This is a genomic window from Streptomyces filipinensis (assembly GCF_014649495.1).
Taxonomy (GTDB): Bacteria; Actinomycetota; Actinomycetes; order Streptomycetales; family Streptomycetaceae; genus Streptomyces; species Streptomyces filipinensis.
Window position 1 is genome coordinate 331,741 of sequence record NZ_BMTD01000008.1, and the last position, 13,006, is coordinate 344,746.

Genomic DNA, 13,006 nt, shown 5'->3' on the forward strand with positions numbered 1-13,006 from the left:
GTCGGCGTCCGCCTGCTGTGGCGGTGAAGTCGGCATCAAGTTCGGCATGTTCGCCTACAGCGCTCGCAGTCCCTCGATGACCTCGCGCAGAATCCGCTCGTCGGGCAGGTGGGCAGGGGGCACGGGACGGCTGATGACCACACAGCCGATCTCCAGCAGGTCGCCGAGGAGCACCCGGATCACGCCGACGGGGAGGTCCGCGTCCGCCGCGAGTTCGGCGACGGACTGCGTCTCCGTACGGCACAGCGCGACCAGGGTCCGGTGTTCGGGGCCCAGCGCGACGTCGTCGAGTGCCGGTGCCGCGGGGTCGAGGGTGACGAGGGCGATGAGGTCGAAGCGCACGCCGGTGGGCCCCGGCTGGGTGCGCCCGCCCGTCATCGCGTACGGGCGGACCAGCGGTCCGGCCTCGCCGTCGTACCACTGGCTGCCGGGCTCCCACGGGCCGTCGGTGCGGTTCTCCGTCATCGGTGCCGCCTTGCGGCTCATCCGGCTGCGGGGGGCTGCGCGGCGACGCGCGGCGGTGTGTACAGGTGCTCGCCGACCCTCTTCACCAGCCGCGCCATCTCGTAGGCGACCAGTCCGATGTCGGCGGTGACGGCCGTGAGGACGGCGAGGCAGGAACCGTCGCCGGCGGCGGCCACGAAGAGGAACGCGTCGTCCATCTCCACCATGGTCTGTCGCACGCCGCCCGCGCCGAAGTGCCGTCCCACGCCCTTGGCGAGGCTGTTGAAGCCGGAGGCGACGGCGGCGAGGTGCTCGGCGTCCTCCCGGGCGAGGTCGCTGGAGGCGCCGACGGCCAGACCGTCGTTGGAGAGCACGATGGCGTGCCGCACCTCGCTCACGCGCATCACCAGGTCGTCGAGCAACCAGTCCAGTTCGCCGGAGCGCTGGCCGGCCCTCGTGTTGGGGTCCTGGATCATGCCGGGTCTCCTTCGCTGCTGTCTCTGCCCGTTGGGCCTTCCGGGGCGGCGTCGCGGCCGGGCCGTCTGCCGCCGCCACGGGCCCAGCCGTCGCGGTAGGCCGCCATGCGGTCGCGTACCAGCTCGGGGGTGCGCCGTTCGTCGGCGTGCCGTGCGGTTCCCGGTGCCTGTGCTTCGGGGCGTTGCCGGAGCTGGGGGGCGAGGCTCGCCTGGCGCACACGGCGTGGGAGGTCGTCGTTGGTCTCGGAGGCTTCGGGCGGTCGGTGCAGCCTCAAGGCGGTGACTCCGGGGGGCGGGGGTTCGTCGATGATTCCGGGCGGATCCGGCGCGTCGGGAACGCCGCGGAGGTGCTCGGGCCTGGTGGCCGCGAGGGCGGGCAGGTCCGGCCGCGCGACGACGGCGTCCTGGTGCCCGATGGCGCCGGGGACGCGCGCGTACTCGCGTTCCTGCTGGTGACGGCCCTGCTCAGCGTGGTGGGCGGCGCGTTCCGACGTGCTGCTGTGGAGCAGGGCGGTGGGCAGCAGGACGACGGCTGTGGTGCCTCCGTAGGGAGAGGCCCGCAGATGCACCTTGACGTCGTGCCGGGAGGCGAGCCGGCTGACCACGAAGAGTCCGAGCCGGTCGCTGTCGAACAGGTCGAGGGCCTCGGACTGCTCGATGCGCCGATTGGCCTCCGCGAGGGTGTCGGCGCCCATACCGAGTCCCCGGTCCTCGATCTCCAGCGCGTAGCCATTGCCGACGGGTTCACCGGTGACGCGCACGCGTGTGTGGGGCGGTGAGAACTGGGCGGCGTTCTCCACGAGTTCGGCGAGCAGGTGGGTGAGGTCGGCGACGGCGCCGCCGACGACGTGGGCCTCGGGGAGCTGACGTACCTCCACGCGCGCGTAGTCCTCGACTTCGGAAACGGCGGCCCGTACGACGTTGGTCAGGGACACCGGCATGCGCCAGGCGCGCCCTGGTGCGGCACCGGAGAGGATGATCAGGCTCTCGGCGTGCCGCCGCATGCGCGTGGTGAGGTGGTCCAGGCGGAACAGGTCGCTCAGTTCGTCGGGGTCGTCCGAGCGGCGTTCCATGCTGTCCAGGAGGCTGAGCTGGCGGTGGACCAGTACCTGGCTGCGGCGGGCCAGGTTGACGAAGACGCCGGAGATGCCGCTGGCGAGTTCGGCGCGTTCCACCGCGGCGTGCAGGGCGGCGCGGTGGACGGTGGTCAGGGCTTCCGAGACCTGGCCGGCCTCATCCTCGGCGGGTGGTCCGGCGGGCGCCTCGGCCTGGATGTCGATCTCCTCGCCCGCCCGCAGTCTGCCCATCGCTTCGGGGAGTTTGCGGCGGGCGATCTCGAGGGCGTCGTTGCGCAGGCTGACGAGCTCGACCACGAGGGCGCGTCCGATGCGGACGGAGATGACGAGCGAGGCGGCCACGGCGGCCAGACCCAGCAGCACGGCGGCGCCCGCGGGGCTGAGCAGGCCGCGCGTGACCGGGTCGGCACGGCCCGCGACGGCCCGGCCCGTGTCCGTCGCGATGTCCCGCATGCCGTCCCGCACGCGTGCGTGGGCGGGGCTCCAGGCCGCCTGCGCTGCCGCGTCGGCTGGTTTGACGCCCGGGCGGGCGGTGAGGATCTTGTCCTCGGCGACACGGAGAGCGGTGTAGGAGTCGCTATGGGCCAGTTCCTGCCAGGCGGCGCGCTGGGCGGCCGGCAGATCGGCGACGGCCGTCTCGGTGAGGGTTCGGCGCGCGTCGACGGCCGCGCCGAACAGCCGCAGCCGTTCGCCCTGCAGCTGCGCGGCGGTCAGCGCGCTGTCGAGGACGGCGTCCTCCTGGGCCAGTGCCTCGGCGGCGCGGCTGAATTCGAGCAGCACGCGCGCGTCGGAGCCGACGTCGGCCTGCTGGATGCCGGTGAGGGCGCCGTCCACGGTGAGAGCGGCGCCGATGGTCTTCGTGTACTGCGCGTACACCGTCCCCCAGGCGGCCCTGTGGTCGAGTACGGCCGTGCGCAGTGCGCGCAGGTGCTCGGCGCCGGTGACGAAGGCGCCGAGGCGCCCGGAGACACCGGCGGGCAACTCCTCGCTGTCGGCGACGGTGTTGTGGCGTCCGAGCCGTAGCTCGGCGACGGCCCGGTCGGTGCGGGCGGCCAGGCTTCGCAGGTCGCTGCCGTCGGCCGCGCCCGGTGCGCCGGCGTAGCGTACGGCGGCGGTGCGCTCCGCCTGGAGAGCGGCGACGGCCGTGGCCACCGGGGTGCGCAGTTCGACGTCGACCCACTGGGACTGCCGCAGCCGGGCGACGTCCTGGGCGGTGGTGACCGTGGCGTACGCCCACAGGGCGAGCAGGGACACCACGGGCACCATCAGCAGGCTGACCACCTTGGCGCGCACGGTGCGGGGGCGAAGGTGCCGGCGGTTGCCACGCGCGCGTGCCGTGACCGGTGGTGTGCCGAGCGGACGGTCGTGGCCCTCGTCGGCGGGCGGTCCGGCGTGGGCGCGGCGGCCTCGTGGCGGGTGCGCCGGGGCTCCGGCTTTCGGGGCGGTACGGGGTGGGCGCATGGCCTCCTCGCTCGGGACGTGGGTCGGGGCGCTCGGACCGGGCTCCCGCTAGCGGGCGATGCTCTCGACGGGCCGTTGGGCGGAGGCGGACGCCTCCCGCTCGTCGGCCGTGGGTGAGAGGGCGACGAAGGCCGAGGTGATGAACAGGTAGGACCCGAGGCCGACGGCGAGGGGGAAGATGAACTGCATCGCCGTGGCCCCGGGCAGAGGTGCACCGGACGGCTGTACACGCACGCTCACCGCGAACATCCCGGTGTAGTGCATGCTGCTGACGGCCACTCCCATGACGAGGGAGGCGACGGTGACCGCGAGGGGGGACTTGATGTTGAGGCCGGCCCACAGGGCGGCGGTCGCCGCCACGACGGCGATCAGCACCGACACTCCGACCAGGAGGGGGTCGTACGTGATGCCGCCGTGCAGCCGGACGGCTGCCATGCCCAGGTAGTGCATGCTGGCGACGCCCAGCCCGGTGGTGAGGCCGCCGAGGAGGAGCGCCCGGTTGCGGTCACGGCTGTAGCCGACGGCGAAGACGCCGGCGCAGACGACGACCACGGCGACGAGGAGGCTGAGGATGGTCAGCGGCACGTCGTAGCGGATGTCGGTGCCGCTGACGCGGAAGCCGAGCATCGCCACGAAGTGCATGGTCCAGATGCCGGTCCCGATGGCGGAGGCCGCGGTGACGAGCCAGTTGCGGCGCGAGCGGCCGGTGGTGGCGAGCGCTCGGACGGTGCAGCGCAATCCGAGCGCGGCGCCTGTGCAGGCCATGACGTACGACAGTACGGGGGTCAGCCAGCCGAAGGCGGCGTGGTCCAGGTGTCCCATGGCCACGGGACGCTAAGGGTGCACGGGCGCACAAAGGGGGCGCGTTTCGAAAGGTGTTGGAATATGACACACAGATGCGACGGAACGATCGGGTCCGGCCCGAACATGTGCGCCTACATATCCCCCGGGACGGTGAGGGATCATGCGGAACATGAGCGATGACCACACGCATGTCCAGGAGTTCTTCAGCGCCCGCGCCGCCGACTGGGACAGCAAGTTCCCCGACGACGGCCCCGCCTACGCGGCCGCCGTCGGCGAGCTCGGGCTGCGGCCCGGCGACCGCGTGCTGGACGCGGGGTGCGGCACGGGGCGGGCCCTGCCGCCGTTGCGGGCCGCCGTGGGCCCCTCCGGAGTGGTGCTGGGCGCCGACCTGACCCCGGCGATGCTTCAGGCCGCCGCACGGGCGGGCCGGAACCGGGACGGGCGGCTGCTGCTCGCGGACGTCGCCGCGCTGCCGCTGCGGTCCGCGTCCCTGGACACCGTGTTCGCGGCCGGTCTGATCGCGCATCTGCCGCAACCGGAGCAGAACCTGCGGGAGCTGGCCCGCGTGGTGCGGACCGGCGGAAAGCTCGCACTGTTCCACCCCATCGGGCGCGCCGCCCTGGCGGCACGGCAGGGACGGCGGATCACACCGGACGACCTGCGCGCCGAGGCCAGCCTCGGCCCGCTGCTGTCCCGTTCGGGATGGAACATGACGTCGTACGTCGATGAGGACGCCCGTTTCCTCGCGCTCGCGGTGCGCGAGCGCTGAACGTCCCACGGCGGAAGCGGCGGGAGGCCGGGACGGGTCAGCCCTTTCCGGCGACGGCCGCGGCGAAGGCGTCGGGGTTGTCGAACATGACGTTGTGCCCGGCTCCCGGCACGGTCACGACGCGTACGCCCGCGGCTTCCAGGCCCTCCCGGCCCGGAAGTTCGCCGCTGTACTCGCCCTGCAGGTAGACCCGCTCGACGGGCAAGCTCTCCAGCATCGCGCGCATCACAGGACGGGATCCACGGCGCAGGCCGACGGCGCTGCGGTGCAGGGCGCGTGGGTCGGCCAGCCGCATGGTGGCCGCCCACACGGGCCCGACCGCCTCCAGCACGCGCACGTGCTGCCGTTCGACGAAATCGTCCTCTTCGTAGGCGGCGATTCCGCTGCTTCCGGCCGCGGCCGGCGGGAAGGCGTCCAGATTGGCCTCGGTGAGGACGAGCCGGGACGCGAGGTCGGGCCGCCGATGGGCCAGCACGATCGCCACGGCGCCACCCATGCTGTGCGCGATCAACTCGGCGCCACGGACTTCGGCCTCGTCCAGCGCGACCGCCACCGCGTCGGCGTGCTCCTCCAGCGTGTACCCGAACGAGCGCGGCCGGTCGCTGAGGCCGTGTCCGGGCAGGTCCAGAAACAGGCTGCGGCGGCCCGCGAGTTCGGGACGCGCCGCGATGTGCGCGTGGTAGACGGCGGACATCGAGCCGAGTCCGTGCAGATACACACGCGCGGGCTCCGCTCCCGGCACCTCGGTCCAGCTGATCCGGCTTCCCTCGTGGTCGAACACGACCTGCTTCACGTGACCCCTCCCTGATCGTCCGATCCGGACTGTACATCGGAACCGATGTATACCTGCAACGTGGTATCGAAGTGACGAGGTACATCTCCCTGCGCAAGAATGCGGCGGTGCTCGAACTCGCCATCCTCGGTTTCCTCTACGACGCCCCGCTGCACGGATACGTCCTGCGCCGGCACATCGCGGCCCTCACCGGCCATGTGCGGCCCGTCGCCGAAAGCACGCTGTACCCGGCGATCAAGCGGCTGGAGAAGGCGGGCCTGCTGGTCCGGGCCACCGAGCCCGGCGCGGTGGCGGCACCGCGCCACGTGCTGCGGCTCACCGAGGAGGGGAGGCGCGAGCTGAAGCGGAGACTGGCCGAACCCGCACAGCGCGAGATCACCGACGAGAACAACTGGTTCACGCTGCTCGCGTTTCTGCGGCACCTGGCGGATCCCGCCGCCCAGGCAGCCGTGCTGCGCCGCCGGCTGGCCTTTCTGGAGGAGCCGACGAGTTTCTTCTACGACGGCGACCGGCCGCTGGCCGCGGAGGAGGTGGACGACCCGTTCCGGCGCGGTGTGCTCACCATCGCGCGTGCCACGAGCCGGGCGGAACTGGCCTGGCTGCGCGACACCCTGGCGTCACTCGACGGAGTCGGCCGCTGAGATGGCCCGGTTCCCCACCGGGCAGCCGCGCAGCCCGGGAACCGCGTGGGTGCCCAGACCGGAGACCCGGTAGCCGTCCGGGTAGCTCTTGATCTCCCGGTTCTGGCGTGCGAAATGCGGCGAGCGGCGCGGTGGGAGCAACCGGACGAACCGGCCACGCGCGCGCACGGCACGGCGCACCCAGGCGGAGGTGGCCGCGCCGGGCGGGGCGTAACGGAACGCACGCAGCAGTGGCTCGTCGAGCAGGGCGAGGGTCGCCGTGCGCAGCAGCGGCGCCAGGGGACGCGGGTACCAGGACGCCATCAGGTCGAGCGTGGCGTCGGAGACCCGCCGGGCCTGCTCGTCCCAGCCGAAGTGTTCCTGCTCGTAGGTGTCGAGGAGGGTCTCGAACTCCTCGTAGGTCTCGGGGATGCCGGGAATGCCCATGCGCCGGCCGAGGGTGCGGTAGTACTCGGTGGCGGCGACGACCTCGTGCCGGGACAGCCGCCGCCAGCCGTAGGCGTCGATCCAGCGCCTGGGCATCACGACGAAGGTGCTCAGCACATACCTCATGTCGTCGTCGCCGATGTCGTAGCTGCGGTGCATCTGGTTGATGCGGCGGATCGCGCTACGGCCCTCCTCCGCGGCGAAGCCGTGCTCCACGATGGCATCGAGGAGCAACACGGTGTCGTCGTACCGCTTCTGCGTGTGCTCGGTCAGCTCCGCGGTCCGCGCGAGCAGCCTCCCGATGCTCGGCACCGCGTAGGTGCGGTACAGGGCGAGTTCGAGGGCGCGGGTGTAGTCCCACGGAAACTCGAACGTCGCACTGAGCCGGTAGATCTCCAGCGCGTCCGCCACCGGGTCCAGCCGGCGGATCTGCCGCAGCCGCTCGAAGCGCTTCACCGCCTCGTCCCCCTTCTGCCGCCGAAGGTCCAACTACTCTACGTTGATTGACAGCAGATGAGCGATCGGCGACGGCGCCGTTCGAGGGAAGGGTGGTCCGTGTGTTCGGCCAGATACGCAAGTACGCCTCCAGGCTCCGCGACTCCACACAGGCGCAGCCGGCGGGCGCTCGGGAACGGCGTACACACAACTTGTTCGAAGCGGCCGCCACCTATGTCGTCGCCCGCGCGGAGGACGATCAGGACCGGATCGCGGAGGCGACGACCTGGGTGTCCCCGGAGGCGCTGTCGTTCGGGGTGAGCGAACTGGCCTGCCGGGCGGTCGTCGCGCTGGCCCGGGAGCGCGGCGAGTCTCCGGCGGCGGTGGCCCGGGATCTCCTCGGGCTGCCCACGGGCTGACGAGGACCCCCTCCAGCATGGTCGTTTCGCCCCCGTCCAGGCGGAAACCTGCAGCTCCGCGTGGTGTGCGGAGTCGTGACAAGCGGCTTCCGCTCGCACTAGGGTGCGCGCCGATGGACGAACCACTGGGAGGCAGGGATGGCCGGGAACGACGATGAGGCCGTCGCCGCCGCGGACGATGCGCTGTACGTGCTGACGGCGGTGCTGCTGACACCGGCGCAGTTTCCGAGCGTGCTGGGCGACGACTATCCGGAGGCGTGCGCGGCGCTGGGACTCGCGCCCCTCGCCGACGGCTACGGCCTGGTGCTGGGCCAGGACGGCGAGGGCGCCCGCTGGACGGTCGTCATCGACGACGTCTCGCTGGTCGCCGTGGCGATCGCGTCCTGGGACTGCGGCATGGAGTACGAGCTGTCTCCGGACGAGCGAGCGGTCGTGGCCGCGCTGCCGGGCTGGCCTCTGGCTGTCGCCGTCGCGGCTCCTGGCGTCGCCGCCCCGCACGATCCCGCTCCGGAGGCGGCGGACCGCCCTGCGCTGCGCCCGCCGGACACCAGCTCCTGGGGGCCGGCCCAGCGCCGTCTGGGCGCCGACGAGATAGCGCTGCAGTGGGCGACGTGGCGGGAACAGATCAACGACGCCGAGTTCTCGGTGCGGGGCGAGCAGGACACGCCTGGCGGGCAGGACAGGCCCGAGGGGCGGGAGAACCCGGAGGAGTCACGGCCGGCGGACGGGAAAGGCGTGCCGCGCAGCGGCCACCAGGGGGTCAGGCGGGTGCTGGCGGAGGCTCGCGCCTACGTCGACTCGCAGCCGCCGCTCGGCCGGGTGCGCTCGTCGTTCGCCCCGGGGGACGCGCGTACGCTGCGCGCCGACGGCCCCGGCTGGTCGATCGTGGCCCGCACCGACGACATCGCCTTCGTCCTGCTCGACGAGGAGCCCGGCGAGGTCCTGCCGGTGGGCCGGGGCCCCGAACTGCCGGGTCTGCTGGAAGCCTTGGACAAGATGGCCGTACGCCCCCTCTGAGGGAGCCCCTGGGGTCCGTGGTGCTGAGGATCCCAGATGGGGCCCCCGCCGGCCGGTGCGGTCTCCACGGGTCGCACCGGCACCACCGGCGCTCAGCCTGCTCGCCGCGTCCGCCGTGGCGTCAGCGGCCGAGTTCCTTGCGGGTGATCCTGCGCAGCCTGCGCCGCTGTGCGGGATCCAGCGCCAGATACCCGGCCACCGGCACCCCGACCACGACCAGGAACGCCACCCACCAGGGCAGCCAGATCAGCAGGATCAACCCGACCGCCACACCCCCGACGGCGATCTTCGCGTTGTTGGACATGAGCGTCGCCTCCTTCGCGGCCACTGCCGCTCTCTGCTCTGGAAACGGCCCCCCGCTCGCCGCAGTTCCGGAACCTGGCCCTGAGACAACCCTGAGTCCCGCCCCCTAGTGGCTGAGGCCCCCGGCTAACCCGGGGCCGACAGGTGCGCCCACTCGCGCCGGACAGGGCCCTCGCGCTCCCGATTCTCCGGCACGCCCGGTCCCGGCACACCCCCAGACCTCCTGGTGCGGTGAGGGCCCGCCGAACGGGAGCCGGCCCGGCACCGGCAGCGGCCACTGTCCGCTCGCCGCACGAACGGACGCCAACCATCGAACAGATTGTGAAGTGGCCCGGATCACGGCGCCACTATGCCCGGGGCCGTCCTCGGCGCGCTGCGCCCTCGGCGGCTCCGACCCGGTAGCCCGATGTGAGGACGGCGACGCCCCTCCCGACGTTGCTGTCGACTCCCTGGCGAAGCTGGACATCGTGATGCCCATGGCGGACGGCGTCGCCGTGCCGGTCCGTACGCCCGCACTCGTGCCTCCTGTGCACGATGCCCTGCCGTTGCTCACACGCGCGCGTGCACTGCGGCAGGCGCATCGCTCGGCCGGCTTCTGGGGTGCCGCCTGCCAACTGGCCCTGTCCTTCCTGCCGAGGAGTCGGGCCGTGGCCGCGAGGGGCTGGCGGCGGCTGTCCGTGCCTGGTGTGCCGGGGGTGTGGCGGCCCTGGCCGTGCTCGACGAGGAGTGGCAGGTGGAGGACGTGGCACTGGCACGCGCGCGTGCGGCGCTCGAAGCGGCCTGGGAGGCGGACGAGCGGCCGCCGTTCCACGGCGGCAATCGGTGGACCGTCCCGGTCGGGCTCCAGCTGCGCCTCGGCCGGGACGGCCGCTGGTGGCCGTGTCGCGGGGAGGACGAGCGCTGGATCCCCGCAGGCGGACCGGCACCTGATCCGGCGACGGCACTCGCCGCGGCACGGCCGGGTGCGGAACTGGAGGCCGAGGAGAACCGCTGACAAGCCACGAAGCCGACGGCCCGGCGCTGTCCAGCCGGCACGTCGGCACCCTGCAAGCACCGCGAACCGATGACCGTCGGACGCCGGCCGTTCACCCTCCGGTCTCACGACGTACCTCCTGGAGCCCAAATCTGGCCCCCGTCAACGAACTTGTCCCCAGGAGGCCCGATGTCCCCGCACACCGCCGGCCGGCGCCGCGTCCACCGTTCCGTCGTCACGAGCCTGCCCCTGGCCCTGGCCGCCGTGCTCGTGGCCGCGGGAACGGCCACGGCGGCGCCGCCCCAGGACGCCCGCGTCATCCGCACCGCGACACTCGGCGAGATACCGCTCGGCGCGTTCAGCAACACACTGCTGCCCGGCAGCGTCGCCGACGACCACGGGGTGAAGCTCGGCGGTGTCGGCAGTGACATCTACCCGGCGGACCGCGAGGGCGAGTACTGGACGGTGACCGACCGCGGCCCCAACGGCCAGATCAAGGTGAACGGCGCGAAGCGGCGCACGTTCCCGGTGCCGGGTTTCGACCCCGCGATCGTGAAGATCCGGGTCTGCGGCGACACGATCCGGGTCATCGACGCCATCCCGCTCACCACCTCCTCCGGCAAGGCCGTCACCGGGCTGCCCGACCAGCCGGGCCGCGATGAGGCGCCGTACACCTACGACGCGCGGACGCCGCTCTCGTACAAGCCGAACGGCCTCGACACGGAAGGCATCGTGCGGGCCGGCGACGGGAGTTTCTGGGTCGCCGACGAGTACGGCCCGTCGCTCGTCCACGTCTCCCCGCGCGGGCAGGTGCTCACCCGGTACGTGCCCAAGGGGCTCGGCCTGACGGGCACGGACTACCCGGTGGTGGAGGCGCTGCCGTCGATCCTGCTGCACCGCAAGGTCAACCGGGGGTTCGAGGGGCTCGCGCAGCTGCCCGGCGGGGATCTGGTACTGGCCCTGCAGAGCCCGCTGTCGCTGCCGGACGCGGACGCCGGGAACGCCTCGCGCACCACGCGGCTGCTGCGCTTCTCCCCGCGCGAGAGGGCCGTCACCGAGGAGTACGCCTACCGGTTCGACCCGGTGGACGTGGTCGACCCGAGTGAGGACGACACCTCCGAGCTGAAGATCTCCTCGGTCGTGGCCGTGGGCCGCGACCGGCTGCTCGTCGAGGAGCGCACGGACAAGGCGGCCCGGCTGCAGCTGGTCGAGCTGAAGAGGCGGTCCAGCATTCTGGGCGGCCCCTGGGACGACGACACGACGTCTCCGTCCCTGGAACAGCTGGACGACCCGGCGGCCCTCGGCGTGCCGGTCCTGGCCAAGCGGCTCGTGGTCGACCTGAACAAGGTCGCGGGGGTGCAGCAGAAGATCGAGGGCGTCGCGCGCGTGGACCACGACACACTCGCCCTCGTCAACGACAACGACTTCGGGATGACCGACGGCGCGGGCGCCTTCGACGCCCAGGGCCGACTTGTCGACAGCGGGATCAGGACGACCGTGGCGTACGTACGGCTGCCGCAGGGACTGTGACGCCCTCGGACCGGTGAGTCCGGGGAGCGGACTGACGGAGGGCCGGGATTGCGGCGGCTGCCGCTCCCCGGCCCTCCTCGGGTTCAGCCCCGCGCCCCCAGCAGGTGGTCCATGGCGAGCTGGTCGAGACGTTCGAAGGCCATGCCGCGCCCGGCGGCCGCCTCGATGTCGAAGTCCTCGAAGGCCGTACGGTCGGCGAGCAGGTTCTGCAGGCCCTCGGCCGCGGTCGGCTGGGCCAGCTGGTCCAGCCGCGAGGCGTGCAGCGCCTCCCGCACCTCCGGATCGGCGCGGAAGGCGGCGGCACGCTCCTTGAGGATGAGGTAGTTGCGCATGCAGCCCGCGGCCGACGCCCACACGCCGTCGAGGTCCTCGGTCCGCGGCGGCTTGAAGTCGAAGTGCCGCGGGCCTTCGTAGCCGGCGCTCTCCAGCAGGTCGACCAGCCAGAACGCAGCCCGCAGATCCCCGGCGCCGAACCGGAGGTCCTGGTCGTACTTGATGCCGGACTGGCCGTTGAGGTCGATGTGGAAGAGCTTGCCCGCCCACAGGGCCTGGGCGATGCCGTGCGGGAAGTTCAGTCCGGCCATCTGCTCGTGCCCGACCTCGGGGTTGACGCCGTACAGCTCGGGGCGCTCCAGGCGCTCGATGAAGGCCAGCGCGTGGCCGACGGTGGGCAGCAGGATGTCGCCGCGCGGCTCGTTGGGCTTGGGCTCGATCGCGAACCGCAGGTCGTACCCCTGCGAGGTGACGTACTCGCCGAGGAGGTCGAAGGCCTCCTTCATGCGGTCCAGCGCCGCGCGTACGTCCTTGGCGGCACCGGACTCGGCGCCCTCCCGGCCGCCCCAGGCGACGTAGGTCGTCGCGCCCAGCTCGACCGCGAGGTCGATGTTGCGGATCGTCTTGCGCAGCGCGTAGCGGCGCACGTCACGGTCGTTGGCGGTGAAGGCGCCGTCCTTGAAGACCGGGTGCGTGAAGAGGTTGGTGGTGGCCATCGGGACGGTCATGCCGGTGGCGTCCAGGGCCTGACGGAACCGCTTGACGTGGGACTCGCGCTCGGTGTCGGAGGAGCCGAAGGGGATCAGGTCGTCGTCGTGGAAGGTCACCCCGTAGGCGCCGAGCTCGGCCAGGCGCCGCACCGTCTCGACCGGGTCGAGGGCGCTGCGCGTGGCGTCGCCGAACGGGTCCCTTCCCTGCCAGCCGACGGTCCACAGACCGAAGGTGAACCGGTCCTCGGGGGTGGGCTGGAACTTCATGGCGCGGCTCCCTCGCTGCGTTGCGACTATTTCGTCATGGCCGTTTACAAATTAGTATGCGCGCACACCGCTGGGAAGAGACAAGATGTCTTTGTCCCGCAGAGTCGCCGAAGGCCACGGAAGCCATGGAGCCACGGATGCCATGGAAGCCGCGGACGGCGCGGCCGTCACGGAACGTCGCGGAACGTC

At 72.4% G+C, this 13,006-nt stretch carries 13 protein-coding genes and 1 pseudogene; 6 read left to right on the forward strand and 8 right to left on the reverse strand.

All coding sequences use genetic code 11. The features are described from left to right. Positions 1-54: 54 nt before the first annotated feature. Genes IE244_RS20315 through IE244_RS20330 form a run of 4 tightly spaced genes read right to left on the reverse strand, consistent with a single transcriptional unit; the run spans position 55 to position 4,279 of the window. On the reverse strand, positions 55-465 hold the full coding sequence (locus IE244_RS20315) for a DUF742 domain-containing protein (protein WP_191874967.1): 411 nt from the start codon (positions 463-465) through the stop codon (positions 55-57). 17 nt (positions 466-482) lie between these two features. Beyond that, on the reverse strand, positions 483-920 hold the full coding sequence (locus IE244_RS20320; RefSeq protein ID WP_191874968.1) for a roadblock/LC7 domain-containing protein: 438 nt from the start codon (positions 918-920) through the stop codon (positions 483-485). After that, positions 917-3,457 (reverse strand): sensor histidine kinase, encoded by a 2,541-nt coding sequence (locus IE244_RS20325; RefSeq protein ID WP_191874969.1) that lies wholly within the window; start codon positions 3,455-3,457, stop codon positions 917-919. The genes IE244_RS20320 and IE244_RS20325 overlap by 4 nt, the downstream gene beginning before the upstream one ends. 48 nt (positions 3,458-3,505) lie before the next feature. Next, the gene (locus tag IE244_RS20330; protein ID WP_191874970.1) at positions 3,506-4,279 is read right to left on the reverse strand and encodes an MHYT domain-containing protein; all 774 of its coding nucleotides are present in this window, start codon (positions 4,277-4,279) and stop codon (positions 3,506-3,508) included. Positions 4,280-4,430: 151 nt separating this feature from the next. On the opposite strand from IE244_RS20330, the gene IE244_RS20335 reads away from it, so the two are divergent. Further along, the gene (locus tag IE244_RS20335) at positions 4,431-5,030 is read left to right on the forward strand and encodes a class I SAM-dependent methyltransferase (RefSeq protein WP_191874971.1); all 600 of its coding nucleotides are present in this window, start codon (positions 4,431-4,433) and stop codon (positions 5,028-5,030) included. Positions 5,031-5,067: 37 nt separating this feature from the next. On the opposite strand, the gene IE244_RS20340 is transcribed toward IE244_RS20335, so the two are convergent. Then, a complete protein-coding gene (locus tag IE244_RS20340; RefSeq protein ID WP_191874972.1) occupies positions 5,068-5,823 on the reverse strand; it encodes an alpha/beta fold hydrolase in 756 nt (251 codons plus the stop codon). Positions 5,824-5,930: 107 nt separating this feature from the next. On the opposite strand from IE244_RS20340, the gene IE244_RS20345 reads away from it, so the two are divergent. Beyond that, entirely contained in the window at positions 5,931-6,464 is a 534-nt protein-coding gene (locus IE244_RS20345; RefSeq protein ID WP_191875020.1) for a PadR family transcriptional regulator, read from the forward strand. Here IE244_RS20345 and IE244_RS20350 read toward each other — a convergent pair. Beyond that, positions 6,441-7,346, reverse strand: a complete 906-nt coding sequence (locus IE244_RS20350; protein ID WP_191875021.1) for an oxygenase MpaB family protein — start codon at positions 7,344-7,346, stop codon at positions 6,441-6,443. The genes IE244_RS20345 and IE244_RS20350 overlap by 24 nt on opposite strands. A 101-nt stretch (positions 7,347-7,447) precedes the next feature. On the opposite strand from IE244_RS20350, the gene IE244_RS20355 reads away from it, so the two are divergent. Further along, entirely contained in the window at positions 7,448-7,744 is a 297-nt protein-coding gene (locus IE244_RS20355; protein WP_191874973.1) for a hypothetical protein, read from the forward strand. A gap of 138 nt (positions 7,745-7,882) precedes the next feature. Continuing rightward, positions 7,883-8,761, forward strand: a complete 879-nt coding sequence (locus tag IE244_RS20360) for a hypothetical protein (protein WP_191874974.1) — start codon at positions 7,883-7,885, stop codon at positions 8,759-8,761. A gap of 121 nt (positions 8,762-8,882) precedes the next feature. Here IE244_RS20360 and IE244_RS20365 read toward each other — a convergent pair whose 3' ends face one another. Then, on the reverse strand, positions 8,883-9,065 hold the full coding sequence (locus IE244_RS20365; RefSeq protein WP_191874975.1) for a tail-anchor membrane protein: 183 nt from the start codon (positions 9,063-9,065) through the stop codon (positions 8,883-8,885). 630 nt (positions 9,066-9,695) lie between these two features. Between IE244_RS20365 and IE244_RS20370 the strand changes: the two are divergent. Then, a pseudogene (locus IE244_RS20370) lies at positions 9,696-10,058 on the forward strand (SWF or SNF family helicase); the annotation flags it as partial. Between the two features lie 168 nt (positions 10,059-10,226). Continuing rightward, positions 10,227-11,567: an esterase-like activity of phytase family protein gene (locus IE244_RS20375; RefSeq protein ID WP_191874976.1), complete on the forward strand. Its 1,341-nt coding sequence runs from the start codon at positions 10,227-10,229 to the stop codon at positions 11,565-11,567. An 83-nt stretch (positions 11,568-11,650) separates the two neighbouring features. On the opposite strand, the gene xylA is transcribed toward IE244_RS20375, so the two are convergent. Further along, positions 11,651-12,817: a xylose isomerase gene (gene xylA, locus IE244_RS20380; protein ID WP_191874977.1), complete on the reverse strand. Its 1,167-nt coding sequence runs from the start codon at positions 12,815-12,817 to the stop codon at positions 11,651-11,653. Positions 12,818-13,006: the final 189 nt, after the last annotated feature.

Coding starts and splice junctions, on each gene's coding strand:
- IE244_RS20315 (WP_191874967.1), bottom strand. CDS start 465: ATGACGGAGAACCGCACCGACGGCCCGTGGGAGCCCGGCAGCCAGTGG.
- xylA (WP_191874977.1), bottom strand. CDS start 12,817: ATGAAGTTCCAGCCCACCCCCGAGGACCGGTTCACCTTCGGTCTGTGG.
- IE244_RS20335 (WP_191874971.1), top strand. CDS start 4,431: ATGAGCGATGACCACACGCATGTCCAGGAGTTCTTCAGCGCCCGCGCC.
- IE244_RS20330 (WP_191874970.1), bottom strand. CDS start 4,279: ATGGGACACCTGGACCACGCCGCCTTCGGCTGGCTGACCCCCGTACTG.
- IE244_RS20365 (WP_191874975.1), bottom strand. CDS start 9,065: ATGTCCAACAACGCGAAGATCGCCGTCGGGGGTGTGGCGGTCGGGTTG.
- IE244_RS20375 (WP_191874976.1), top strand. CDS start 10,227: ATGTCCCCGCACACCGCCGGCCGGCGCCGCGTCCACCGTTCCGTCGTC.
- IE244_RS20320 (WP_191874968.1), bottom strand. CDS start 920: ATGATCCAGGACCCCAACACGAGGGCCGGCCAGCGCTCCGGCGAACTG.
- IE244_RS20325 (WP_191874969.1), bottom strand. CDS start 3,457: ATGCGCCCACCCCGTACCGCCCCGAAAGCCGGAGCCCCGGCGCACCCG.
- IE244_RS20360 (WP_191874974.1), top strand. CDS start 7,883: ATGGCCGGGAACGACGATGAGGCCGTCGCCGCCGCGGACGATGCGCTG.